This is a genomic window from Mycobacterium kubicae (assembly GCF_015689175.1).
Classification (GTDB): Bacteria; Actinomycetota; Actinomycetes; order Mycobacteriales; family Mycobacteriaceae; genus Mycobacterium; species Mycobacterium kubicae.
Genome location: NZ_CP065047.1, coordinates 5,669,648 through 5,694,059 on the forward strand (window position 1 = coordinate 5,669,648; position 24,412 = coordinate 5,694,059).

General features: G+C 67.4%; 24 protein-coding genes, 1 tRNA gene and 1 other RNA gene. 12 read left to right on the plus strand and 14 right to left on the minus strand.

The genetic code is table 11. The features are described from left to right. Position 1 precedes the first annotated feature (1 nt). Positions 2–1,267 (minus strand): aspartate kinase, encoded by a 1,266-nt coding sequence (locus I2456_RS26575; RefSeq protein WP_068034347.1) that lies wholly within the window; start codon positions 1,265–1,267, stop codon positions 2–4. A gap of 376 nt (positions 1,268–1,643) precedes the next feature. On the opposite strand from I2456_RS26575, the gene leuA reads away from it, so the two are divergent. Beyond that, positions 1,644–3,446, plus strand: a complete 1,803-nt coding sequence (gene leuA / locus I2456_RS26580; RefSeq protein WP_085074715.1) for a 2-isopropylmalate synthase — start codon at positions 1,644–1,646, stop codon at positions 3,444–3,446. Here the strand turns inward: leuA and I2456_RS26585 are convergent. After that, positions 3,443–3,961: a hypothetical protein gene (locus tag I2456_RS26585; protein ID WP_139823224.1), complete on the minus strand. Its 519-nt coding sequence runs from the start codon at positions 3,959–3,961 to the stop codon at positions 3,443–3,445. The two genes, leuA and I2456_RS26585, sit on opposite strands and share 4 nt — an antisense overlap. A 91-nt stretch (positions 3,962–4,052) precedes the next feature. After that, positions 4,053–4,208, minus strand: coding sequence for a DUF6131 family protein (locus I2456_RS26590; protein WP_169717203.1), 156 nt, complete (start codon positions 4,206–4,208; stop codon positions 4,053–4,055). Positions 4,209–4,328: 120 nt separating this feature from the next. Here I2456_RS26590 and I2456_RS26595 point away from each other — a divergent pair, with 120 nt between their 5' ends. Continuing rightward, entirely contained in the window at positions 4,329–4,997 is a 669-nt protein-coding gene (locus I2456_RS26595; protein ID WP_068034342.1) for a LuxR C-terminal-related transcriptional regulator, read from the plus strand. Between the two features lie 7 nt (positions 4,998–5,004). Here I2456_RS26595 and I2456_RS26600 read toward each other — a convergent pair whose 3' ends face one another. Next, entirely contained in the window at positions 5,005–5,997 is a 993-nt protein-coding gene (locus I2456_RS26600; protein WP_371869943.1) for a DEDDh family exonuclease, read from the minus strand. Between the two features lie 190 nt (positions 5,998–6,187). Here I2456_RS26600 and I2456_RS26605 point away from each other — a divergent pair, with 190 nt between their 5' ends. Beyond that, a complete protein-coding gene (locus I2456_RS26605; protein WP_085074717.1) occupies positions 6,188–7,417 on the plus strand; it encodes a Mur ligase family protein in 1,230 nt (409 codons plus the stop codon). Further along, complete coding sequence (locus I2456_RS26610) at positions 7,410–8,117, plus strand: type 1 glutamine amidotransferase (protein ID WP_068034339.1); 708 nt, start codon at positions 7,410–7,412, stop codon at positions 8,115–8,117. The genes I2456_RS26605 and I2456_RS26610 overlap by 8 nt, the downstream gene beginning before the upstream one ends. Positions 8,118–8,151: 34 nt before the next feature. On the opposite strand, the gene I2456_RS26615 is transcribed toward I2456_RS26610, so the two are convergent. The 3 genes from I2456_RS26615 to I2456_RS26625 all read right to left on the minus strand — a co-directional run bounded on the left by I2456_RS26615 (position 8,152) and on the right by I2456_RS26625 (position 10,496). After that, positions 8,152–9,411, minus strand: coding sequence for an IS30 family transposase (locus I2456_RS26615; protein ID WP_163703785.1), 1,260 nt, complete (start codon positions 9,409–9,411; stop codon positions 8,152–8,154). 92 nt (positions 9,412–9,503) lie between these two features. Next, positions 9,504–10,115: a recombination mediator RecR gene (recR, locus tag I2456_RS26620; RefSeq protein WP_068034337.1), complete on the minus strand. Its 612-nt coding sequence runs from the start codon at positions 10,113–10,115 to the stop codon at positions 9,504–9,506. 9 nt (positions 10,116–10,124) lie between these two features. Further along, positions 10,125–10,496: a YbaB/EbfC family nucleoid-associated protein gene (locus I2456_RS26625; RefSeq protein ID WP_085075460.1), complete on the minus strand. Its 372-nt coding sequence runs from the start codon at positions 10,494–10,496 to the stop codon at positions 10,125–10,127. A 98-nt stretch (positions 10,497–10,594) separates the two neighbouring features. Between I2456_RS26625 and I2456_RS26630 the strand changes: the two genes are divergently transcribed. Next, the gene (locus tag I2456_RS26630) at positions 10,595–11,356 is read left to right on the plus strand and encodes an Rv3717 family N-acetylmuramoyl-L-alanine amidase (protein WP_186246585.1); all 762 of its coding nucleotides are present in this window, start codon (positions 10,595–10,597) and stop codon (positions 11,354–11,356) included. On the opposite strand, the gene I2456_RS26635 is transcribed toward I2456_RS26630, so the two are convergent. After that, entirely contained in the window at positions 11,353–11,796 is a 444-nt protein-coding gene (locus tag I2456_RS26635) for an SRPBCC family protein (RefSeq protein WP_068034332.1), read from the minus strand. The genes I2456_RS26630 and I2456_RS26635 overlap by 4 nt on opposite strands. A gap of 82 nt (positions 11,797–11,878) precedes the next feature. On the opposite strand from I2456_RS26635, the gene I2456_RS26640 reads away from it, so the two are divergent. After that, the gene (locus tag I2456_RS26640) at positions 11,879–13,264 is read left to right on the plus strand and encodes an FAD-binding oxidoreductase (RefSeq protein ID WP_139823321.1); all 1,386 of its coding nucleotides are present in this window, start codon (positions 11,879–11,881) and stop codon (positions 13,262–13,264) included. After that, positions 13,261–14,580 (plus strand): class I SAM-dependent methyltransferase, encoded by a 1,320-nt coding sequence (locus tag I2456_RS26645; protein ID WP_186246586.1) that lies wholly within the window; start codon positions 13,261–13,263, stop codon positions 14,578–14,580. The genes I2456_RS26640 and I2456_RS26645 overlap by 4 nt, the downstream gene beginning before the upstream one ends. On the opposite strand, the gene I2456_RS26650 is transcribed toward I2456_RS26645, so the two are convergent. The 3 genes from I2456_RS26650 to ffs form a co-directional block, all read right to left on the minus strand. After that, positions 14,577–16,391: a DNA polymerase III subunits gamma/tau gene (locus I2456_RS26650; RefSeq protein WP_085075462.1), complete on the minus strand. Its 1,815-nt coding sequence runs from the start codon at positions 16,389–16,391 to the stop codon at positions 14,577–14,579. The genes I2456_RS26645 and I2456_RS26650 overlap by 4 nt on opposite strands. 149 nt (positions 16,392–16,540) lie before the next feature. Beyond that, the gene (locus tag I2456_RS26655; RefSeq protein WP_068034324.1) at positions 16,541–17,827 is read right to left on the minus strand and encodes an aspartate aminotransferase type Ic; all 1,287 of its coding nucleotides are present in this window, start codon (positions 17,825–17,827) and stop codon (positions 16,541–16,543) included. Positions 17,828–17,881: 54 nt separating this feature from the next. Continuing rightward, positions 17,882–17,978: signal recognition particle sRNA small type (gene ffs / locus I2456_RS26660), an RNA gene on the minus strand. 78 nt (positions 17,979–18,056) lie between these two features. Here ffs and I2456_RS26665 point away from each other — a divergent pair. Further along, a tRNA-Ser gene (locus I2456_RS26665) sits at positions 18,057–18,142 on the plus strand. Positions 18,143–18,168: 26 nt separating this feature from the next. Continuing rightward, complete coding sequence (lucA, locus tag I2456_RS26670; protein ID WP_085075463.1) at positions 18,169–18,987, plus strand: lipid uptake coordinator LucA; 819 nt, start codon at positions 18,169–18,171, stop codon at positions 18,985–18,987. Between the two features lie 5 nt (positions 18,988–18,992). Here lucA and I2456_RS26675 read toward each other — a convergent pair whose 3' ends face one another. Together I2456_RS26675 and I2456_RS26680 are read right to left on the minus strand one after the other, a co-directional pair. Continuing rightward, on the minus strand, positions 18,993–19,754 hold the full coding sequence (locus I2456_RS26675) for an enoyl-CoA hydratase/isomerase family protein (RefSeq protein ID WP_241007813.1): 762 nt from the start codon (positions 19,752–19,754) through the stop codon (positions 18,993–18,995). Beyond that, positions 19,754–20,122: a hypothetical protein gene (locus I2456_RS26680; protein ID WP_085075464.1), complete on the minus strand. Its 369-nt coding sequence runs from the start codon at positions 20,120–20,122 to the stop codon at positions 19,754–19,756. Before I2456_RS26680 ends, I2456_RS26675 begins: the two co-directional genes overlap by 1 nt. 125 nt (positions 20,123–20,247) lie before the next feature. Between I2456_RS26680 and I2456_RS26685 the strand changes: the two genes are divergently transcribed. The 3 genes from I2456_RS26685 to I2456_RS26695 all read left to right on the plus strand — a co-directional run bounded on the left by I2456_RS26685 (position 20,248) and on the right by I2456_RS26695 (position 23,914). Next, positions 20,248–20,721: a lipoprotein LpqH gene (locus tag I2456_RS26685; RefSeq protein ID WP_068034318.1), complete on the plus strand. Its 474-nt coding sequence runs from the start codon at positions 20,248–20,250 to the stop codon at positions 20,719–20,721. A 92-nt stretch (positions 20,722–20,813) separates the two neighbouring features. Further along, positions 20,814–22,556, plus strand: coding sequence for a hypothetical protein (locus I2456_RS26690; RefSeq protein ID WP_085075465.1), 1,743 nt, complete (start codon positions 20,814–20,816; stop codon positions 22,554–22,556). Further along, positions 22,547–23,914, plus strand: coding sequence for a CHAT domain-containing protein (locus tag I2456_RS26695; protein WP_276052377.1), 1,368 nt, complete (start codon positions 22,547–22,549; stop codon positions 23,912–23,914). Before I2456_RS26690 ends, I2456_RS26695 begins: the two co-directional genes overlap by 10 nt. 3 nt (positions 23,915–23,917) lie before the next feature. Here I2456_RS26695 and I2456_RS26700 read toward each other — a convergent pair whose 3' ends face one another. Further along, complete coding sequence (locus tag I2456_RS26700; protein ID WP_068158177.1) at positions 23,918–24,361, minus strand: hypothetical protein; 444 nt, start codon at positions 24,359–24,361, stop codon at positions 23,918–23,920. Between the last annotated feature and the right edge of the window lie 51 nt (positions 24,362–24,412).

Here is a 24,412-nt window from a genome sequence, read left to right on the forward strand (position 1 = left end):
GCTACCGCCCCGTCCCCGCGTACACCGTCGCCTCCTCCTCGCCACCGAGACCAAACGCCTCGTGCAACGCAACAACGGCTTTGTCTAGTTCCGTGTCGCGGCACAGCACCGAGATGCGGATCTCCGAGGTCGAGATGAGCTCGATGTTGACCCCGACGGCGGCCAACGCCTCACAGAAGGTCGCCGTGACGCCGGGGTGGCTGCGCATGCCGGCACCGATCAGCGACACCTTGCCGATGTGGTCGTCGTAGAGGAGTTGGGTGAAGCCGATCTCCTCTCTGAGGGAGTCCAGCTTGGCCACCGCGGTCGGACCGCTGTCGCGTGAGCAGGTGAAGGTGATGTCGGTCTTGCCGTCTTCGACCTTGGAGACGTTCTGCAACACCATGTCGATGTTCACGTCGGCCTCGGCGACCGCGCGGAACACCCGGGCCGCGTAGCCGGGAATGTCGGGCAGCCCGACGATGGTCACCTTTGCCTCGCTGCGGTCGTGCGCGACTCCGGTCAGGATGGGATCTTCCATAGCTACGTCCTTGATCGATCCGACGACGACGGTGCCTGGCTTGTCCGAGTACGACGACCGGACATGCACCGGAATGTTGTGGCGCCGTGCGTATTCCACACAGCGCAGCATCAAGACTTTGGCGCCGCAGGCGGCCATCTCGAGCATTTCCTCGAAGGTGACGGTGTCCAGCTTGCGCGCGTTGTGCACGATGCGGGGGTCGGCGCTGAAGATGCCGTCGACGTCGGTGTAGATCTCGCAGACGTCGGCGCCCAACGCCGCGGCCAGCGCGACGGCTGTGGTGTCCGAACCGCCGCGGCCCAGCGTGGTGACGTCGCGGGTGTCCTGGCTGACGCCCTGGAAGCCGGCGACCAGAACGATCCGTCCTTCGTCGAGCGCGGCCTGCAGCCGGCCGGGCGTGACTTCGATGATCTTGGCGTTGCCGTGGGTGCCGGTGGTGATGACCCCGGCCTGCGACCCGGTGAACGACCGCGCTTGCGCGCCGAGCGATTCGATGGCCATTGCCACCAGCGCGTTGGAGATCCGTTCACCGGCCGTCAGCAGCATGTCGAGTTCCCGCGGCGGCGGGATCGGGCATACCTGCTGCGCCAAGTCCAGCAAGTCATCGGTGGTATCACCCATCGCCGAAACGACCACAACCACGTCATGGCCCTGCTTCTTTGTCTCGACGATGCGCTCCGCGACACGACGAATCCGGTCGGCGTCGGCCACCGAGGATCCGCCGTACTTTTGCACGACGAGCGCCACTATTTCCCTTCCGCTACCAGGAGAGTCCGCGTCTAGCGCTGGCTATAAGTCCACAACAGGATACGTGGCGGCGCATTTCGTAATGATGTGGCGATGGCCGCAGTTACGGCAGGGCCTCGCGTGTGAGCTCACGGCTTCGGGAGTGAGGCAGCGGCGACCTTTCCCGGCATTCGCCGCCATGCACGCACAATCGAAGCCGCCAGCGCACGTTCGGCGCGGTTTTGGCCGCAGCGTGGATCGCGGTAGAGTTCACACCGTGCAGCGGGTGCTCCTCCTCGGACGCCGCGACGGGGTCTGATCCAGACCGGCTTCCCGTCGCGGGGGTTCGCGATGCGCCGGTCTGAGGTCCTTCTCTCATATACCCGGAGCAATAACCGTGACTAATCCCGATTCACCCGACTCGTTCACGTCAGCACGCACCATCGTCACACCCGCCGGTCCGCCGCGGCCCGGCCAGCCCGCCTGGAATCCGCAGCGGGGATCGTCCATGCCGGTCACCCGGTACCGGCCCTTCGCCGAGGAAGTCGAGCCCATCCGGGTCGCCGACCGCACCTGGCCCGACCGCGTCATCGATACCGCTCCCCTGTGGTGCGCGGTGGACCTGCGCGACGGCAACCAGGCGCTGATCGACCCGATGAGCCCGGCCCGCAAGCGGCGCATGTTCGACCTGCTGGTCCGCATGGGTTACAAGGAGATCGAGGTCGGCTTTCCCTCGGCCAGCCAGACCGACTACGACTTCGTCCGCGAGATCATCACCGACGGCGCCATTCCCGACGACGTCACCATTCAGGTGCTGACCCAGTGCCGCCCCGAGCTGATCGAGCGGACCTTCGAGGCCTGCCAAGGCGCGGCGAACGTCATCGTGCACTTCTACAACTCGACCTCGATCCTGCAGCGCCGCGTGGTCTTCCGCGCCGACCGGGCCGCGGTGCAAGCCATCGCGACCGACGGCGCCCGCAAGTGCATGGAGGAGGCGGTCAAGTACCCGGGCACCCGCTGGCGGTTCGAGTACTCACCGGAGTCCTACACCGGAACCGAGCTGGAGTACGCCAAGCAGGTGTGCGACGCCGTCGGCGAAATCATCCAGCCCACGCCGGACAACCCGATCATCTTCAACCTGCCCGCCACCGTGGAGATGGCCACGCCCAACGTCTACGCCGACTCGATCGAGTGGATGAGCCGCAACCTGGCCAACCGGGAGTCGGTGATCCTGAGCCTGCACCCCCACAACGACCGCGGAACCGCCGTCGCCGCAGCCGAATTGGGCTACCAGGCCGGGGCCGACCGGATCGAGGGCTGCCTGTTCGGCAACGGCGAACGCACCGGCAACGTCTGCCTGGTGACGTTGGGGCTGAACCTGTTCTCCCGCGGCGTGGACCCGCAGATCGACTTCTCCAACATCGACGAGATCCGGCGCACGGTCGAGTACTGCAACCAGCTGCCGGTACACGAGCGTCATCCCTACGGCGGCGACCTGGTCTACACCGCGTTCTCCGGCAGTCACCAGGACGCCATCAACAAGGGCCTGGACGCAATGAAGTTCGACGCCGACGCGGCCGACACCGATGTCGACGACATGCTGTGGCAGGTCCCGTACCTGCCGATCGACCCCAAGGACGTGGGGCGGACCTACGAGGCCGTGATCCGGGTCAACTCGCAGTCCGGCAAGGGCGGGGTGGCCTACATCATGAAGGCCGATCACGGCCTGGCGCTGCCGCGACGGCTGCAGATCGAGTTCTCCCAAGTGATCCAGAAGATCACCGAGGGCGAGGGCGGGGAGGTCGCGCCCAAGGAGATGTGGGAAGCCTTCTCCCAGGAGTACCTCGCGCCGGTGCGGCCGCTGGAGCGCATCAAGCAACGCGTCGAGGCCCCCGAGGATGACAGCGGCGCGACGACCATCACCGCGACGGTCAAGATCGACGGAGTGGACACCGAGATCAGCGGCTCGGGCAACGGTCCGCTGGCGGCCTTCGTCGACGCCCTGGGCACCGTCGGCTTCGACGTGGCGGTGCTGGACTACTCCGAGCACGCGATGAGCGCCGGCGGGGATGCCCAGGCGGCGGCGTACGTCGAGGCTTCGATCTTCGGTAAGACGGTGTGGGGCGTTGGCATTGCCCCGTCCATCACCACCGCGTCGCTGCGGGCGGTGGTGTCAGCGGTCAACCGGGCGGTGCGCTAGTCGAGCTTGGTCAGCAAGGTTCCGGCCAGCTGCTGGGCCTGCGGGCAGGTGTCGGCCACCACGGTCACCTGGAACCAGCGCTTGAGGACCTGCACCATCGAGAACGGGCCGGAAAGGCAGAACGCCTGCTCGCCCAGGCCCGCAAGCGGCTGGACTGGGCCGATAGCCTGCTGCCTGTCGGTCGCGAAAACCCCGGACACCGAGTTGAGGCAATCCATGTTGGGCGGCTTGCCGTCCACGCAGTTGCCCCAGAACAGGTTGAAGCTGACGGTGTCGCCCGACGACGGGACCGACTCACAGTCCTGTTCGCCCAATCCGGTCTTGAAGGGACGCGGCGACGGCAGCGTCCGGCCGGTCGCCCGGCTGATGTCGGCCGCGCTGAGCAGCGCACAGAAGTCGGCGGGTATCCGCACCACCTCGGCGTTCGACCCGGCCTGCGCACCGCCGCACGCTGTGCCCGCCAGCGCGGCTCCCAGCAGCGTGGCCGCCAGGGTCCGCGCCCGCCCGCTCAGCATGGCGTTCAACATAGCTTCCGGCCCCCGCCGGTGTGACCACTAAATATCGGCCTGGCTGAAACGGGGGCCGGCGGCTACGGACCGCTCGGGGTCAGAAGTAATGGCGGCGGCCGCCGACGGCGCGTCCGGTGGAGCCCAAGACCCACAAGATGGCGCCGACCACGATGAGAATGATGCCGATCGTCCACAAGATGGAGATCTTGAGCACGAATCCAACGATCAGCGCGATGATGCCGAGAATAATCATGACAAGCCTTCCTCTAGATGAGGGCCGACTGTTCGTTGGCCCGGTTCCCCCGACGCCGACCTCAGTTGACCACCCCTAAGGGGGGTGGCAATACACCCCTAGGGAGGTAATGTCGCCGGCATGCCGCCAGCTGCCGGCGCGCCGATCAGGATCGCGCTCGTCGACGACTATGACGTCGTCGTGAAGGGCGTCGCCAACATGCTCGACCCCTACCGCGACCGGGTCGTGATCGCCGAACTCGACTCGACCATGCCGGTCGAAGACACCGTCGACATCGTCTTGTACGACTCGTTCGCCCAACCCGAATCCGACCACGAGGAGATCGGGGTGCTGGTGGCCAACCCTCGGGCGCACCGAGTGGTCGTCTACACCTGGAACTTCCACCCCGATCTCGTCGACAGCGCCCGGCAGCACGGGGCACACGGGTATCTGTCGAAGACCCTGCCGGCGCGAGAACTGGTCGCCGCCTTGGAGGCCGTGCATGCGGGCGAGGTGGTGATCAGCGACGTGGCGCCGCGGGCGCGCAGCGCGCCGGGACTGGACTGGCCCGGCCGCGGTGAAGGGCTCAGCGACCGCGAGGCCGAGGTATTGGCGTTGATCACCCAGGGCAAGAGCAACGCCGACGTCGCCCGGCTCACCTACTTGAGTCCCAACACGGTGAAGTCCTACATCCGCACCATCTACCGCAAGCTGGGCGTCAGCAGCCGCACCCAAGCCGTGCTGTGGGGAGTGCAGCACGGCTTCACTCCCGACCATCACCGCATCGAACACTGGCGCGGCGGCCCGTGACCCGGCGTCAGAACAGGGCGAGCTGATCGTCGAGCGCGGTGACGTCGGTGAAGTCTTCCATGCTGGTACCGCCGACGACGGATCCGACGCAGTTCATGAACTGCGCGTCGGAAACGACCGGCACCCCCAGCTGTAGCGCGTGATAGCCCTTGCCCTGCTCGGGCACGGTTTCGTTGCAGACCACCAGCGACGTGTCGCGGTCGACGGAATCGGTGTAGGCCAAGCCGGCGTGCAGGATGCGCTCGACGAGTTCGTCGTGGGTGCGGCGCACTTCGGCCGCCAGCGCCACCCGCATGCCTTGCACAAGCGGCCTGCCCGAGACGTAGCGCCCCGGGTTGAGGTACGGGCACGGCGTGCGCGACGCCAGCAACTTCAGCGGCCGCAGCTCCTCGTGGGTCACCCGGCCGTTGGGCCAGCGGCGCCGGGTCACCGGGTAGACGGGCAGCCAGACGTCGCGTTCCCGGGCGCGTTGCAGCGCCGGGCTCAGGATTCCGGTCAACACGCGGGCGTCGTCGAACGCGTCATGCGGCCGCTCCTGCGCGACCCCCCAGTGCGCGGCGAGGGTCTCAAGCCGCAGGTTCTCGATGCCGAGTTCGAGTCGGCGCGCCAACTCGACGGTGCACATGACCGAGTCGACCGGCAGTTCGGCCTCCGCCAACTCGGCTTCGGCGGCGAGGAAGGCGTAGTCGAAGGCGACGTTGTGGGCGACCAGCGTGCGCCCGCGCAACACCTGCGCGACCTCGCCGACGATGTCGGCGAATCGCGGCTGGTCTTCCAGCATGGCGGCAGTCAACCCGTGCACATGCGTAGGCCCGGGATCGACTCCCGGGTTGAGCAGGCTGACCACCGACTGCTCGACGCGGCCGGCGGCGTCCAACCCGAGCACGGCAATACTGATGACTCGCGCCTGGCCGGGCCTGAAGCCCGAGGTCTCGACGTCGATCACGGCCCATCCCTCGTCCGGCTCGCGCGCCGGCCGACCCCAGGACATCCGGTTCATGGCTCGAGGATGACATGTCCGACCGACATCGCCGGCTCGCTGACGCCTCGTGTCGAGTTGTTATCCCCGAGGTGACCCGCTGCGCCCGGCGACAAGCGCCGAGCTTGCGATCACCTCTGGACCCGACGGAGGTGACCCGCTGCGCCCGGCGACAAGCGCCGCGCTTGCGATCACCTCTAAACTCACCCGCGTGATCACCGCCCGCGCCCGTCTGGCGCTCGCCGCCGGAGCGAGCGCCCGGTGGGCGTCGCGGGTGACCGGGCGGGGAGCCGGCGCCATGATCGGCGGGCTGGTCGCGATGACGCTGGACCGCTCGGTCCTGCGCCAACTGGGGGCGGGCCGGCGCACGGTCGTCGTCACCGGCACCAACGGCAAGTCAACGACCACCCGGATGACCGCCGCGGCCTTGGGCACCCTGGGCGGTGTGGCCACCAACGCCGAGGGCGCCAACATGGACGCCGGCCTGGTCGCCGCGCTCGCCGCCGACCGCGCCGCCGAACTGGCCGCCCTGGAAGTCGACGAGATGCACGTCCCGCACGTCTGCGACGCGGTCGACCCGCGCGTCGTCGTGCTGCTCAACCTGTCGCGCGACCAACTGGACCGCGTCGGGGAGATCAACGTCATCGAGCGCACCCTGCGCGCCGGATTGGCTCGGCACCCGCAAGCCGTCGTCGTCGCCAACTGTGACGACGTGCTGATGACCTCCGCCGCCTACGACAGCCCCCACGTGGTGTGGGTGGCCGCGGGCGGCTCCTGGGCCAACGACTCGGTCAGCTGCCCGCGCAGCGGCGAGGTCATCGTCCGCGACAAGGGTCACTGGTATTCCACCGGCGCCGACTTCAAGCGGCCCAGCCCGCAGTGGTGGTTCGACGAGGAGACCCTGTACGGCCCCGACGGGTTGGCCCTGCCCATGCAGCTGGCCCTGCCGGGCGCGGTGAACCGCGGTAACGCCGCCCAGGCCGTCGCGGCCGCAGTCGCGTTGGGTGCCGACCCGGGCAAGGCCGTGGCCGCGGTGTCCGGCGTCGACGAGGTCGCCGGGCGCTACCGGACCGTGCGCGTGGGTGCGCACGAGGCCCGGATCCTGCTGGCCAAGAACCCGGCCGGCTGGCAGGAGGCGCTGTCGATGGTGGACAAGCACGCGGCCGGTGTGGTGATCGCGGTCAACGGTCAGGTGCCCGACGGTGAGGACCTGTCGTGGTTGTGGGATGTGCGGTTCGAGCACTTCGAGCAGACCAAGGTGGTGGCCGCCGGCGAGCGCGGCACCGACCTGGCGGTCCGTCTGGGCTACGCGGGCGTCGAGCACACGCTGGTGCACGACACCGTCGCGGCCATCGCATCCTGCCCGCCCGGGCGGGTGGAGGTCGTCGCCAACTACACCGCGTTCTTGCAACTGCAGCGGGCATTGGGGCGTCATGGCTGACTCGACCGTGCGGATCGGGCTGGTGCTGCCCGACGTGATGGGCACCTACGGCGACGGCGGAAACGCGCTGGTCTTGCGCCAACGGCTGCTGCTGCGCGGCATCGACGCCCAGATCGAAGAGATCACCCTGGACGACCCGGTGCCGGAGTCGCTGGACCTCTACACCCTCGGCGGGGCGGAGGATTATGCGCAGCGGCTGGCCACCCGGCATCTGATCCGGCATCCGGGCTTGCAGCGCGCCGCCGACCGGGGCGCGCCCGTGTTGGCCATCTGCGCGGCCATTCAGGTGTTGGGGCACTGGTATGAGACGTCGTCGGGAGAGCGCGTCGAAGGCGTCGGCCTGCTGGACGCGACGACCTCGCCGCAGCCCACCCGCACCATCGGCGAAGTGGTGGCCAAGCCGCTGCTGGCCGGGTTGACCCAACGCCTCACCGGGTTCGAGAACCACCGCGGCGGGACGACGCTCGGGCCGGCGGCCTCGCCACTCTGCGAGGTCGTCAAGGGCGCCGGAAACCGGGCCGGGGACGGCGTGGACGGCGCCGTGCAGGGCAGCGTCGTCGCGACCTACATGCACGGCCCGTGTCTGGCGCGCAACCCGGAGTTGGCCGATCGGCTGTTGAGCAAGGTGGTCGGCGACCTGCCACCGCTGGAACTTCCCGAGGTCGAGTTGTTGCGCCGCGAGCGGCTGTCGACGCGCTGAGCCTGAAGAATTGCGGCAGAAGTTCGAGGCGGATTCAAGGTTTGCTTGCAACAGTGGCTGTTGACGCGCTCGACAGTAGCCGATCGAGCATCTTGGCGGGGCTGTCCCAGTCGAATCGCTTTCGTGGCCGGTTGTTGAGTTCGGCAGCAACCTCGTCGAGGTAGGCAGCTGAGTGGATTGATAAGTCGGTGCCCTTCGGAAAGTATTGGCGCAAGAGGCCGTTGGTGTTTTCGTTGCTGCCGCGTTGCCAGGGTGAATGTGGGTCGCAGAAGTAGATGTCGAGGTCAGCGGCAAGGCTGATACGGCCGTGAGCGGCCATTTCGTGGCCTTGATCCCAGGTTAGGGTCTTCCACAGATCTCGTGGCAGGACTTGGATTTTGGCGATCATGGCCTCGGCGACCACATCGGCCTGGCGGCTAGCGGGTAGGTGCAGCAGCTGCACGAATCCAGTGGAGCGCTCGACTAGGGTGCCTATCTGAGAGGCCTGGTTCTTGCCGATGATGAGGTCTCCCTCCCAATGCCCAGGTACGGCGCGGTCGGCGGCCTCGGCGGGGCGCTCGCTGATGTTGACCATGCCCGGAATGCGGCTGCGACCATCTCCTGCGCGAGCTCTCTTACGGGGTCGACGCAGCGCGCGCCCGGTGCGCAGGCAGGTGACCAGATCGCGGCGTAACTCACCGCGTCCTTGCACGTAAAGCGCTCGGTAGATGGTCTCGTGGGACACGTGCATCTCCGGGCTGTCGGGATAGGTCTTGGCTAGCTCGCCGGCGATCTGCTCCGGGCTGTATTTCTTAGTCAACAATGCCTGCACCTTGCCGGCCAACTGCGGGCAGCGGGTCAGCTTGCCGGCCTTCGGGCGGCGCGCCCGTTCCTCGCTCCGGCGTTGAGCGATCCGCGCCGAATACCCCGACGTGGCATCCCACCCGCACTGGCGGGCCCCGAACCGATACTTAGCCCGATAGCGACCGGTCAGACCGCGAGCAGCGCCGTTTCGGTCAATCTCGCGCATGACCGTTGACGGCGCCCGCTTCAATCGATGAGCGATCAAGCGAATCGACTCACCTCGTGAGGTGCCGATCATGATCTGTTCGCGCTCCTCAGGCGACAGCCGCGGACGCTTGCGCCCCTGTGGCGCTTGCAGTTGTGGATTCACGCCACCAAATCTGCAAAACCATCTCCAGCCGCAGCTTCCAGACACGCCGACAGCAACACCGGCATCCTCTGAAGACCATCCCGCAGCGATCAACTCCCAGAACCGACGCCGAGCCGATAACCCCTGCCATTGGCGCGTCACCGAACACTCCTTACTACGAAGTGTTGCAATTACCCCCTGAACCCAAGCGAGTAACGGCCTGCAGAATTACCGGCTCGGCGCGAACAACGAGATCAGACCATGGCGCGACGGCCGGTGAGCGCACGGCCCAGCGTCAGCTCGTCGGCGAATTCCAAGTCCCCGCCCATCGGCAGACCTGAGGCGATCCGCGTCACCGTCAGCCCGGGGATGTCGCGCAGCATCCGCACCAGGTAGGTCGCGGTCGCCTCTCCCTCGGTGTTGGGGTCGGTGGCGATGATCACCTCGGTGATCTCGACGTCGTCGACCCGTTCCCCGATCCGGGTCAGCAGCTCACGGATCCGCAGCTGCTCAGGGCCGATGCCCGACAGCGGATCCAGCGCCCCGCCCAGCACGTGGTAGCGGCCGCGGAATTCGCGGGTGCGTTCGACGGCCTGGACGTCCTTGGGCTCTTCGACGACGCACACCAGGGCGCCGTCCCGACGGGGGTCGGCGCAGATCCGGCACCGCTCGGCGTCGGAGACGTTGCCGCATACCGCGCAGAACCGCACCCCGTCGCGGACCTTGCCCAGCGCGGCGGTCAGCCGATCGATGTCCGGGGGTTCCACCGACAACAGGTGGAAGGCGATGCGCTGGGCACTCTTGGGACCGATGCCCGGCAGCTTGCCGAGCTCGTCGATCAGATCCTGGACCGGTCCTTCAAACATATTTGCAGGTCAGATGCCCTGACCGCCGGCCACACCGGGCATCCCGGGAGGCGCGGGCGGAGCGGGCGCGGCCGGTGGGCGCATGGCACCGGCCAGCGCGCCCAGCCGCTCCTGGGCCATCTTGGTGACTTGTGCGGATGCGTCGCGCATGGCGCCGACGATCAGGTCCTGCAGGGTTTCGATGTCACTCGGGTCGACCACCTTCGGGTCGATGGTCACGCCGATCACTTCGCCGCTGCCTTTGACCCGGACCTGGACCAGGCCTTTGCCGGCTTGCCCATGCACCTCGGAGTTCGCCAACTGCTGCTGGGCCTCCAACAGTTTCTGTTGCATCTGCTGCGCCTGAGCGAGCAGCTGCGACATATCGCCTCCGGGTTGCATGACAGTCCCCTCGCATCTTGGTCTCGAGTTGGTTTCGCCTGCGGATGTCGGGCGATTCGAAACACCCAGCGTAGACCGCGCGACGCTACCTTGGCGCCGTGGACCTACGAGTTAGCCTGCGTGTCGGAATAGCCATGGTTGCCGGGGTGCTCGTTGCTGCTTCGACGCCGACCCTCCCCACCGCGACCGCAAATCCCTCCAACATCGCCGGCATGGTGGTGTTCATCGATCCCGGCCATAACGGCGCCAACGACGCCTCCATCGGCCGTCAGGTGCCCACCGGTCGCGGCGGCACCAAAGACTGCCAAGCCAGCGGAACCTCAACCAACAGCGGCTACCAGGAGCACACGTTCACCTGGGACACCGCGCTGCGGCTGCGCGCCGCGTTAAATGCCCTGGGCGTGCGGACCGCCATGTCGCGCGGCAACGACAACGCCTTGGGGCCGTGCGTCGACGAACGCGCCAACATGGCCAACGCCCTGCACCCCAACGCGGTGGTGAGCCTGCACGGCGACGGCGGCCCGGCCTCGGGTCGCGGCTTCCACGTCAACTACTCGTCGCCGCCGCTCAACGCGGCACAGGCGGGACCGTCGGTGCAGTTCGCGCGGGTGATGCGCGACCAGTTGCAGGCCTCGGGTATCCCGCCGGCCAACTACATCGGGCAAAGCGGTCTGTACGGGCGCTCGGACCTGGCCGGCCTGAACCTGGCGCAATATCCGTCGGTGCTGGTCGAGTTGGGCAACATGAAGAACCCCGCCGACTCGGCGCTGATGGAGTCGGCCGAAGGCCGCCAGAAATACGCCGACGCGTTGACCCGCGGCGTCGCGGGATTCCTGGCTACCCAGGGCCAGGCGCGCTAGGCCGAGCGCTCCAGTTCTGTCTTCAGGTTCGCCAGCACCTCTCCCTGGATCCGCTTGAGCCCAAGCGGCGCAAACGTCTTCTCGAAGAAACCTTTGACTCCGCCGGCGCCGGTCCAGGTCGTCTTCACGGTGACGCTGGAACCTGGTCCGGCCGGTGCCACCGTCCAGTTGGTGACCAAGGACGAGTTGGTGTCCTTTTCGATGACGGTGTGACCGGCGACGTCGACGTTGACCTGCACGTCGCGCACGCGGGATTTGGTGGCTTGCAGCCGCCACTTGGCGACCGTGCCCTGGCCCTTGCCGCCCTGCAGCACTTGGTAGTCGCTGTATTGCGGGGAGAGGATCTTCGGGCGAACAGTCTGGTAATCGGCCACCGCGTCGAACACGGCCGCGGGGTCGGCGTCGATCAGAATAGTGCTGGCAGCGCTCACTTGTCCCATCGTCGAGCACCTCCTCTGTGGTATTCGGGTACGGGCCCGCGCGCAGATGCAGGGGCCCTAGTCGAGGACTAGGGTATATGTGATGCCTGTCTCGGGATCCGCACTGTCTACCTACACGTCCGGCGTCGAGCGACTGCTGGCCAGTTATCGTTCCATCCCTGCGACAGCGTCGGTCCGGCTCGCCAAGCCCACGTCCAATTTGTTCCGCACGCGCGCCAAAACCAGTGCGCCCGGCCTAGATACGTCCGGACTGACCGACGTCATCAGCATCGACCCCGACGCCCGCACCGCCGACGTCGCCGGCATGTGCACCTATGAAAATCTGGTGGCTACCACACTGCGATACGGCTTGTCGCCACTGGTGGTGCCGCAACTGCGGACGATCACCCTCGGCGGGGCGGTCACCGGCCTGGGTATCGAGTCGGCGTCATTCCGCAACGGTTTGCCGCACGAATCGGTGCTGGAGATGGACATCCTCACCGGCGCAGGCGAATTGCTGACAGTGTCGGCCGACCAGCATGCTGATTTGTATCGCGCCTTCCCGAATTCGTATGGCACGCTGGGCTACTCGACGAGACTGCGGATCGAGCTGGAGCCCATCGCGCCGTTCGTGGCGCTGCGACACATTCGCTTCCATTCGCTGGACGCAATGCTGGCGGCCATGGAGCGCATCGTCGAAACCCGCGGTCTCGACGGCGTGGCGGTCGATTACCTCGACGCCGTGGTGTTCAGCGCCGACGAAAGCTACCTGTGTGTAGGCAAGCGGACCACCACGCCGGGGCCGGTCAGCGACTACACCGGAAACGACATCTACTACCGGTCGATTCAGCACGACAGCGCCGAGGGCAGCGGCAAAGAAGACCGGTTGACCATCAACGACTACTTCTGGCGATGGGACACCGACTGGTTCTGGTGCTCACGGGCATTCGGCGCGCAGCACCCCCGGTTGCGGCGTTGGTGGCCACGGCGCTTCCGGCGCAGCAGCGTCTACTGGAAGTTCGTCAGCCTCGATCAGCGCTTCGGGATCGGCGACAGGATCGAAAATCACAACGGCCGTCCACCGCGCGAGCGGGTGGTGCAAGACGTCGAGGTGCCCATCGAACGGGCCCGCGAATTCTTGCAGTGGTTCCTCGATGCCGTGCCGATCACGCCGATTTGGTTGTGCCCGTTGCGTCTTCGCGATCACCATGGCTGGCCGCTGTATCCGATCCGCCCCGACCACACCTACGTCAACATCGGGTTCTGGTCATCGGTTCCGGCCGGTGCAACCGAGGGCGAGACGAACCGCGCCATCGAGCGCAAAGTCAGTCAGCTCGACGGGCACAAGTCGCTGTATTCCGACTCCTTCTACACCCGCGAAGAGTTCGACGAGCTCTACGGCGGGGAGTCCTACAACACCGTGAAGAAAACCTACGACCCTGATTCACGTCTGCTCGATCTCTATGCAAAGGCGGTGCAAAGACGATGACGACGGTTAAGGAACCCAGCCGGGCCGCCGGCCCCATCGGCGCTCGACTCAGCATGGCCGAGGTGCTGGCGGTATTCACCGCCGGCGGCCGCCAGCCGCTGCGATTCACCGCATACGACGGCAGTACCGCCGGACCCGACGACGCCGTCCTGGGACTGGACCTGCGCAGCCCGCGGGGCGCCACATACCTGGCCACCGCGCCCGGTGAACTGGGCATCGCCCGCGCCTACGTCTCGGGGGACCTGCAGTTGCACGGCGTGCATCCCGGCGACCCGTACGAACTGCTCAAGGCCCTGACCAACAAGGTGCAGTTCAAGCGGCCGTCGTTGCGCACCCTGGCCAACGTCGTGCGCTCGATCGGCGTCGAGCACCTGCTGCCGATCGCGCCGCCGCCCCAGGAGACGCGGCCCCGCTGGCGCCGCATCGCCGACGGCGTGATGCACAGCAAGACCCGCGATGCCGAGGCCATCCACCACCACTACGACGTGTCCAACACCTTTTACGAGTGGGTGCTGGGGCCGTCGATGACCTACACGTGCGCGGTCTACCCCGACGCCGAGACCACGCTGGAACAGGCCCAGGACAACAAGTACCGGCTGATCTTCGAGAAGCTGCGGCTACAGCCCGGCGACCGGCTGCTCGACGTCGGATGCGGCTGGGGCGGCATGGTCCGCTACGCCGCCCGCCACGGCGTCCGGGTCATCGGTGCCACCCTGTCGGCCGAACAAGCCAAGTGGGCGCAGCAGGCGATCAACGACGAGGGGCTGGGTGAGCTGGCGCAGGTACGCCACTGCGACTACCGCGACGTCGCCGAGACCGGCTTCGACGCCGTGTCCTCGATCGGGCTCACCGAACACATCGGCGTCAAGAACTACCCCGCCTACTTCGGATTCTTGAAGTCGAAGTTGCGCACCGGCGGTCTGCTGCTCAATCACTGCATCACCCGTCACGACAACAAGTCGACGTCGTTCGCCGGCGGGTTCACCGATCGCTACGTGTTCCCCGACGGGGAGTTGACGGGTTCCGGACGCATCATCACCGAGATCCAGGATGCCGGTCTCGAGGTGCTGCACGAGGAGAACTTCCGTCACCATTACGCGATGACGCTGCGCGACTGGTGCCACAACCTCGTCGCGCACTGGGACGAGGCGGTGGCCGAGGTGGGGCTACCGACCGCGAAAGTGTGGGGGATGTACATGGCCGCGTCGCGGGTGGCGTTCGAACAGAACAATCTGCAGCTGCATCACGTGCTGGCGACCAAGGTCGACACCTGGGGCCACGACGACCTGCCGCTGCGGCCCTGGTGGACGCCCTAGACGTTGTCGATTCGCCGCGCGCCCAGTTCGTTCTGCAGTAGCTCGAGGGCAACCTCTTCGGGATCGCGGCGAGGCGCCGAGGTGTCCGTCTGGCCGGCTTCGGCCAACATGCTTTCCTCTTCGTCGCGCTGCGCCGAAAGCGCCTCGGGCGCAAGATCTTCGGCCCTGGTCGTGGTCACGCTCGGGGCCGGCTCGGGCGTGCCGGTCTCACACCGCACCCGCCAGTTGACGCCCAACGCGTCCTTGAGCGCCTCGGCGATGACGTCGGCGTTGCGCTGTTCGCACAGCCGCCGGGCCAGGGGTGCCGAGTCGTGGGACAACACCAGCGTGTTGTCCTCGAGCGCACGCACGGTCGCGCCGGCCAGCATCACCTCGGTCGTGCGGCTGCGCTGACGCACCTTCTCCCGCACCGTCGGCCACATGCTTCGCACTGCCGCGGCGTTGAGTTCACCGGGCGCGGCGGCCGGCTCGGGAGCCGGCTTGGGCGGCGGTTCTGCAGCCGGTTCGGGAGCCGGCGGCGGCTCGGGAGCCGGCTTGGCCGCCGGCGCCGCGACGGGGGCGGGCCTGGGCTCGGCCGGGGGTGCCGCAGCGGCTCGCCGGACCGGCACGACGGGCGCGGCGGCGGGTGCCGGTGCGGTCTGCGAGGCCGGCAACGACATCTCCAGGCGGGTCTCGATCCGTTCCACCCGCTGCAGCAGCGCCGATTCGGCGTCACTGGCCGAGGGCAGCAGCAGCCGCGCACACACCACTTCCAGCAGCAGACGCGGCGCCGTGGCACCCCGCATCTCCCCCAGACCGGCCTGCACCACCTCGGCGTATCGGGTCAGCGTGCCCGGCCCGATGCGAGTCGCCTGCTCGCGCATCCGCTCCAAGACGTCCTCGGGCGCGTCGACCACGCCGCGCGTCGCCGCGTCGGGCACCGCTTGGAGCAGGATCAGGTCGCGGAATCGTTCCAACAGGTCGGTGGCGAAGCGGCGCGGGTCGTGACCGGCGTCGATCACCGACTCGACCGCCCCGAACAGCGCGGCGGCATCCCCGGCGGCGAGCGCGTCGACCGCGTCGTCGATGAGCGCCACGTCAGTGGCTCCCAGCAGGCCCAGCGCCCGCGGGTAAGTGACATGGTTGCCCTCGGCGCCGGCCACCAACTGATCCAGCACCGACAACGTGTCGCGGGGAGAGCCGCCGCCGGCGCGGATCACCAGCGGATATACCGCGTCGTCGACGACGACGCCCTCCTGCTCACAGATCCGCCCGATCAGCGCCCGCATGGTGCGCGGGGGCAGCAACCGGAACGGGTAGTGATGGGTGCGCGACCGGATCGTCGGCAACACCTTCTCCGGTTCGGTGGTGGCGAAGATGAAGATGAGGTGCTCGGGGGGCTCCTCGACGATCTTGAGCAGCGCGTTGAACCCGGCGGTGGTCACCATGTGCGCCTCGTCGACGATGAAGACCCGGTAGCGCGACTGGGCCGGGGCGTAGAACGCCCGATCGCGCAGTTCACGGGTGTCGTCCACGCCGCCGTGGCTGGCGGCGTCGAGTTCCACCACGTCGATGCTGCCCGGGGCGTTGGGCGCCAACGCCTGACAGGACTCGCAGACCCCGCACGGCGACGCCGTGGGGCCCTGCGCGCAGTTCAGCGACCGGGCCAGGATCCGCGCCGAGGACGTCTTGCCGCAGCCGCGGGGCCCGGAGAACAGGTAAGCGTGGTTGATCCGGCCCGCTTCCAGGGCGATCGACAGCGGCTCGGTGACGTGTTCCTGCCCCACCACTTCGGCGAAAGTCGCGGGTCGATACTTGCGGTACAGAGCCACGTCAGCAGGCTACCGGCGCGCTCTGACGACCATCCCGGGCTACGCGTCGACTGTGCATCAGCGGCTTTCAGCGTGACCGTAGGGCGGGATTTCGCTCGTTTCCCCGCCGGCAGCGCACACTCGAAGCCGCCAGCGCACACTCACACAGCTCACCGCGCGGGAGCCAGGTTGAGCAGCGACTCGGTCGCGGCCAGCAGCGCGCAGGTCGCCAGTCCGTCGACCGCGTTACGCAGGTCCGGCAGCGACGGGAACGTCGGCGCGATGCGGATGTTCTTGTCGTCGGGATCCTTACGGTACGGGAACGACGCGCCCGCCTCGGTGACCGCAATTCCGGCGTCCTTGGCCAGCGCGACCGTCCGGCGTGCCGTGCCGGGCAGCACGTCGAGGCTGATGAAGTAGCCGCCCTTGGGCTCGGTCCAGGAGGCAATCTTCGAGTCGCTGAGCCGTTGCTCCAGGATTTCCAGGGCCAACGCGAACTTCGGCGCCAGGATCTGCTGGTGGCGCAGCATATGCAGGCGCACCCCGTCCGCGTCGCCGAAGAAACGCAGGTGCCGCAGCTGGTTGACCTTGTCCGGACCGATGGATTTCTTCCCGGCGTACTGCAGATACCACGCGATATTGCCCAACGAGCCACCGAAGAAGCTGACGCCCGCTCCGGCGAAGGTGATCTTGGATGTCGACGCGAAGACGTAGGGCCGGTTGGGGTTGCCGGCCTTCGCGGCCAGGCCCAGCACGTCGACCTGCCGGATGAAGTCGTGCGTCAGGGTGTGCACGGCGTAGGCGTTGTCCCAGAACAAGCGGAAGTCGGGGGCCGCGGTGTGCATCTGCACCAGCCGGCGAACCGTCTCCCAGGAGTAGGTGACGCCGGTCGGGTTGCCGAACACCGGGACCGTCCACATGCCCTTGATAGCGGGATCGTTTTCGACGAGTTCCTCGATGAGGCCGACGTCCGGGCCGTCGTCGAGCATCGGGACGGGAATCATCTCGACGCCCATGGTCTCGGTGATGGCGAAGTGCCGGTCGTAGCCGGGGACGGGGCACAAGAACTTCACCGTCGGCTCGTCTTTCCACGGCCGCGGCGAGTCCACGCCGCCATACAGCATGGAGAACGCGACGACGTCGTGCATCATCTCCAGGCTGGAGTTGTTGCCCGCGATCAGGTTCGGCACCGGAATGCCCAGCAGCTCACCGAAGATGCCGCGCAGGGCGGGCAGGCCGTGCGAGCCGCCGTAGTTGCGCGTGTCCACGCCCTCGGGGTCCCGGAAGTCCTCACCGGGCAGGCTCAGCAGCTGGTTGGACAGGTCAAGCTGTTCGGTCGCGGGTTTGCCGCGGGTCAGGTCCAGGCTCAGCTTCTTGGACTGCAGCTCCGCGTACTCCTGCTGGTGTTGCGCGTGCAGCGCGGACAGGTCTTCGGGGCTGAGGGAATCGAACGACACCGTAAGGCCCTTTCGCCGTCGAGTGGTTGCAAGCACTGGTTCGGCTGTGCCCGAACTGAGGGGACCCCGCGCACCCGACAGAGCCCGTTGACCCTTGCTGCCTTCCGGCCCTGGGGGAGTTCACAGGATAGACGCCGCGCGGGGTCCATCGTGAGTGTAATACCTGCCGAGAGACACTCGGCGGCCACCGCGAGACACTGGAGCTTCACTTAGCCGCTACCATGACCACGGAGGATTCGCCTAGTGGCCTATGGCGCTCGCCTGGAACGCGGGTTGGGTTAACAGCCCTCGCGGGTTCAAATCCCGCATCCTCCGCTGTACGTTCTGCCATGAGGAGGGGTATGGGGCGCAGGGTCGCCATGCTGTTGCACGCGTCAGTCTCCATTGGCGCCGGCGTCCTCTTCTTCTACTTCGTGCTCCCCCGCTGGCCTGAGCTGATGGGCGACACGTCGCACAAGTTGGGGACGGCGTTGCGCATCACGACGGGCGTCCTGATCGGGCTGGCCGCGCTGCCGGTGCTGTTCACGCTGTTACGGACTCGCCGGCCCGAACTCGGCACCCCCAAGTTGGCGCTCTCGTTGCGCACCTGGTCGATCGTGGGCCACATCCTGGCCGGTGTGTTGGTCGTCGGCACGGCCATCAGCGAGATATGGCTCAGCGTGGACACCTTCGGCAGGTGGTTGTTCGCGATCTACGGCGCCGCCGCCGCGATTGCGGTGCTCGCCTTCTTCTCGTTCTACCTGTCCTTCATCGCCGAACTGCCGCCGCCACCCCCGAAGCCGCTCAAGCCCAAGAAGGAGAAGGAGCGGCGCCGGCGGCGCAAGAAGAAGGACGCCGAAGCGGCTGAAGATCTCGACGAAGACGTCGACGACGAAGCCGAAGACGACGAAGCCGAAGCCGACGAAGCCGAAGCCGAGCCAGCCGAGGTCGCCGAAACAGAGACCGAAGCCACCGAGCCGGCAGCAGCGGAACCGGTCGCGGAGTCGGCAGAAGAGGAGCCGGCCGAGACGGCCGAGAGCCCGAAGCCCGACGCGGCCGAAACGGTGGAAGCCCCGGCCGACGAAGCCGAGCCTCGAACCGGACTACGCAACCGCCGCCCGAGCGGCAAGACCTCGCACCGGCGTCGCCGCACCCGTGGCGGTATCGCCGTCGACGAATAGTCGCCTCATTTGCGCCGTAGGCGCTGCAGATAGTCGACGATCCCCTGCCGGGTTTCGGCCGCGCCCCACAGCGCTCGCACCTCACGGTCAACCGACTCACCCTCGCGGATGCGGGCCAGCGCGGGCGCCCGCAATTGCGCTTTGGTGTGCCGATAAGCCGCGGCGGGAATTTCGCCGAGATCCGTCGCCTCGGCGAGAGCCGCCGCGCTCAGTTCCTCATCGGCAACCACCCGGTGCGCCAGTCCCCGAGCCACCGCCTCGGCCCGCCGATAGCTTCTGCCGCCCAGCAACACTTCCTCGGCATGTGCACCACATGCGTAGCGCATGACTTCGAGCGCGGCCACCGGAAACGACACGCCCACCCGGACCTCCGAGGCGCCGATTTGGGCCTCCGGACTGATCAACCGCCAGTCGCAGGCGCAGGCCAGGACGCAGCCGCCGGCGATGGCGGCGCCATTGATCGCGGCCACGGTGGGTCCGGGATAGACGAACAGCGCCTCGAACGCCGCCGAAAGCGCCGGGACCAACCGGTCGGTGTATTCGGCGCCGCCTTCGGTGACACGGTTGAGGTCGACGCCCGCGCAGAACACCCGTCCGGCGCCGGTCACCACCAGGGGTCCACCGAAGGTACGGGCCAGGTCATTGACGGCGTCGGTCAGCTCACCGAGCAACTCGACGTCGAGGGCGTTGACGCGCCCGGCCGACATGGTCAATACGCGCGCCGATTGCGAGGCCTGGATGTCGATCACAGTGACAAACTCTCCCACTACACGAGGATCACCGGAATGTCGGTGTTCTCGTCGGTGTAGAAGCTGGCGCACACCCGGTGGTAGCCATCAGCGATCTGCGGCGGCACGCCGGCCGCAAAATCTCCGCGCACCAACAGGATTGGCGACAACGGCTGTCCCTTCTTGACTTTGGACAAGTCCTCGGCGACGTGCGCGTTCTTCTTGGGCAGCAACGGCAACGCCGCCGCCCGCAGGATGTCCTTGGCCTTCTTGTGTGCGACGGCACCGGCCCGCAGTTTCTGCGTCAACTGATCGACCGTCGCCGCGTCCGCAAGCAGGTCGAGATAGTCAGCGGCAGCCGGATAGTCGTGCCCTTCAGGGGCTTTTAGCCACTTCACCTTCGCCATCACCGGGCTCCTTTTCTGTCTCACCGACTCGCCGCAACCATAATTGGGATCGGTAGCGAATCGGCGCATCTGTACTTGTTCCCATGACGACGCCAACGGGGCGGCGTGTGAGGGAAGGAAGTTCAGTGAAGCGTGTTCTCGCGGTTGCGATCGGCAGCGTTGCTTGTGCGTCGGCCCTGGTGGGTTGCTCGAGTGGCGGCCACTCGGCCGGTCCGGCGTCGAGTGTCTCCACCGGAAACGGCGGAACGCAGGTTCAGGTGGGCGGCACCGACCTCCCCGGCCTCAACCCCGCCTCGGTGACGTGCGTGAAGCAGGGCGGCAAGATCGACATCGGCAGCGGCTCAACCGGTGGACAGCAGCAGGCGCTGGCGGTTGTGATGACCGACGAGCCCACGCCTCGGGTGGAATCGCTGGCTTTGGTGGTGGAAGGCAACGCCTTGTCGGTCAGCGACAGCATGGGCGCCAAGGTCGGCTCGGCCAAGGTCGCGGTCGACGGCAAGACCTACACCATCACCGGCCAGGCTCAGGGTGCGGACTTGAAGAACCCGATGGCCGGCATGATCACCAAGGACTTCAACATCAAGGTGACCTGCGGCTGATGGGGAAATCTTCCGGGCGGCGGGCGTGCCTGGCACGTCCGCCGCTGCGGATTGCGCCCGCGGCGGCAGCTGCGCGGACTTATGATGCAGCCGTGTCGATCGCCGACGAACTCGACCGCGCACAGCACCTGGCCTTCGCCGCCTACGAGGGTGGCGCCCAGGAGTTGTTGCTGTCTCTGATACCGGACATCGAACGGGAGGACCGCGACGACCTGCTGCTCGAGGTCATCGCGCAACTGGGCGCCATCTACCTGACCCGCGGCGCGTATCACGCAGTGCCCGAGAGCATTCAGCGCATCCGGGACTGCCTGTCCATCTATTCCGGCATACTCGCCGGCACCATGCCCGAGGCCGCGGCTCAGGTGCGGATGTCCGAAACCGAGATGTCGCACATGATCTGCCGGTATTCGCGGCGCGCCCAGTTCCTGCAGACCGGGCTGGCCGCAGCCCAAGGTGATCATGAAGGCGCCGCGGCGGCGCTGTCGGTATTGGACGCAGACCACGCCGAGGAGTTCCCCGACCTGACCGGCGAGCACGTATACCTGCGTACCCACGCCCGAATCCTGTGCGCCGAGGCGCTGTGTGACGACGACTTGCACGTGCAGTCGGTTGATCTGTGGGACAACGTTGTCGAGTTTCTCAACGCGCCCCGCGCCACAAACCGGCGCGACGACTTTCTGTGGGTCACCGGCGCCACCGCATACGGCAGATTCTGCGTGGAGACCGGGCGGCTGGACGATGCCGAACCGTGGCTGCGCCGCGCCGACTCGCGCGCACAAGCCAACGGCTGGGAGTTGGCCTCTGCCAGAACGCAACTGGAGCTCGCGGCCGCGACCTGGATCGCAAACGATTACGACGGCACCGAGCGGCTGATAAACCAGGCGTATCCGGTCATCGCGAAATATGCCCGCGCGCACGACGTTGCGCGCTGCTGGCTGTATGCGGGTCTCACCCGCGCGGGACTCGGTGCGCTGCAGGCGGCCGACGAATGCTGGGAACATGCCGAGCGACACTGGCGGGAATTGGGCAAACCCCTGCATCTGCACCGAATTCTCATGCAGCGCAGCTGGATAGCCATTTTCTGGGGCCGCTTCGCTGAGGCGGTGGAACTGATCGCGCAGGCGCGAGAACTGCTCGACTCCTCACCGCGCAGCAACTGGCTGCAGTACGCCCGACTCGACAGCCACCTGGGTACGGTATGGCGCGCGGACGCCTTGACGGATCTGGGGTTCGACGGTGCGGGGAACCCGGACGAGACGCTGGAGGAAACCGAGGCGCGCCATGCCCAATCCTTGGGGATACTTAAGGGCGAGGTCGGCACGCCCGAATACTGGCGTGCGATGACCAAACTCGAACAGGCCGCCGAGCTCAAGGTGCCCGCCGCGCTGGCCGTCGACTCGGTACGGTATTCGATCACCGACGCCGACGCGAGGGCGCGCTGGGCCGCTAACGTGTCCGCGCCGATTCTGGCTAGCGCCTTCGCCGTCGCCTGGGAGTGGGAGAACACCGCACTGATCAGCGAACTGGTCGAATACCATAGCGCGCGGGGGACTTTCAGCTCAGATGCGCGCCGCCCAGCCGAGCAGCCCGAGTGGGCGTCCACCGCTGCCGCGCCGGCGTTCCTCGACGCCCCCGACACCGCACCGGAACTTGCCACCGCCGCCGCCGGGCCGACGCCCCAAGCCGGCAGTTCGCTGACGCGGCTGGGCCCGCTTCCACCGTTGCAGATGCAACCGGATGCCCCGCCGATCATGAGCCACTACCGCGAACTGGCGGTGCAGCGATACGGCCGGGAGGTCACCGCGGCCGAACCGGTCTGGTCCACTTGGCCGTGACCGAGCCGGACCGACTGACCTTGGTCTTGCGATTCGCCGACGTGGGGATCGCCACCTACGCCAGTCTGCGGATCGTGGGTCAGCCGTCGAGAACCGTCACCTGGGTGGTAGAAGAGCCGATCCTGCTGGCGGCATTGGACGAACTGGCCGCCGCACTGCCCGAGCCGCACGACACCGAAAGCCGGCGCGACGCCATCGAGCGCGCCCTGCAGCGCGGCCCGTTCGCCGACCCGCAAGCCGAGCTGACCGTCGCCTACATCTTGGGCGTCTTGCTGATCGGCACGTCGGGCTGGCAGTTGCTGACCGAGTGCATCGCCTCGCCCCGCGCGGTCCTGTTCGTCTCTCCCAGCGCCCGGCTGGCTCGGGTGCCGTGGGGACTGCTGGCGCTGCCCAAATCCGGGCCCAGCAAGGAGGAACTCGTGCACGCCCGGCACCATGCGATCACGGCCAGCGGCCGAGCGGCGGCTCGAATCCCCTGGCAACTGGCCGATGTCAGGGAACACACCGATGGCTACCGGCTGATGGAATTGGTCGACGTCTTCTGGGCCGTACCGCAGAACATCGTGCACGCGCCGCGCACACCGGCGCCGTGGCGCATCAGACAAGACGGTTCGCCGCTGCTGGTGCTGGACCCGCGAGTGCCCGGGCAACGGCCGGATTCTGCACTCGGTTCGGTCCTCGGCAGACCCTCGAACCAGACACCGCTGGCGCGGCACTTCGCCGAATCGATGAGCCGGCGCCCGGTATTGCCCAGCGTCGCGGCCGCGGTCGAGTTGTTTCGCCGCCAGGACGCCGATCGCCGCTGGCTGGCCGCGCTACTGGCGCACGAGCCGAGCCGGCTGCTGTTTGTCGGACATGCCAGTTCAGCCGATGGTGCAGCGGGCCAGGCCGATCGTGCGGCCCTGCACCTCGCCTGCACCGCCGACTGCCCAGGCGACGCCGAGCCCATCGGCAACCACCGGCCGTTGACCGCCGCGGATCTGATGGCCCTGCGACTGCCGATGCCGCCACGCGTGGCGCTGATCGCCTGCGCCTCCGGCGGTGACTACCATTTCGACGAGGCCACCGGCCTGGTAGCGGCGATGATTCTGTGCGGCGCACAGTTGGTGACTGCCACCCTGTGGTCGCTGCCCACCACCGCGGCGTATCGGCAATTCGCCGCGGCAACACAAGAATCCGTGGATCCGATGGCCGAGGTGATCGCGGCCGTGGACGATGCTCACGAGGCTGAAGAGGCCGGGTGCGCCGTCAATCGCTGGCAACGGCAACAAATGCGGCGCTGGCGGGACGGAACCGTCACCGCCAGCCCATTGTTTTGGGGTGCCCTCGCCACTTTCGCTGTCGACGGCGCGCGATGAACATCACGCGAAGACCAGCCCTGATGCGCGGACGGCCAGCACGTCGTCCGGCAGCGAAAGCTGTTCGGGTTCCTCGGGGTTGAAGGCCACCAGTACCACCGATCCGGGCCGTAACGTCGCCACGGCGGGGTCTGAGTCATCGCGCACCAGTCGGCCGATGAAGGTGTCGCCGTGCACACTGCACACCTCGACCCAGATCTGCGGTTCGCCGGCATCGGGGTGCGACACCTCAGCACCGACTTCGCGCACCGTGCCGACGCCGACGGTGCGCTCGCCTGGTGGCAGCGAGCGCTCACCGCGGCCGGTCCGGCTGATGATCACCACGGTGGCGCCGCCCAGGACAACGCTGAGAATCGAAATCCACAACTCGTGGAAGGCCAGGTACAGGACGGTCGTTGCGATCAGCGCGATCTCGGCGCCGAAGGCCAGCAGCTTGGTCTTGTTCATGGCACCAGGCTCTAGTGCCCCGCCGGCTACCGAACCCAACTTTTCTGATGG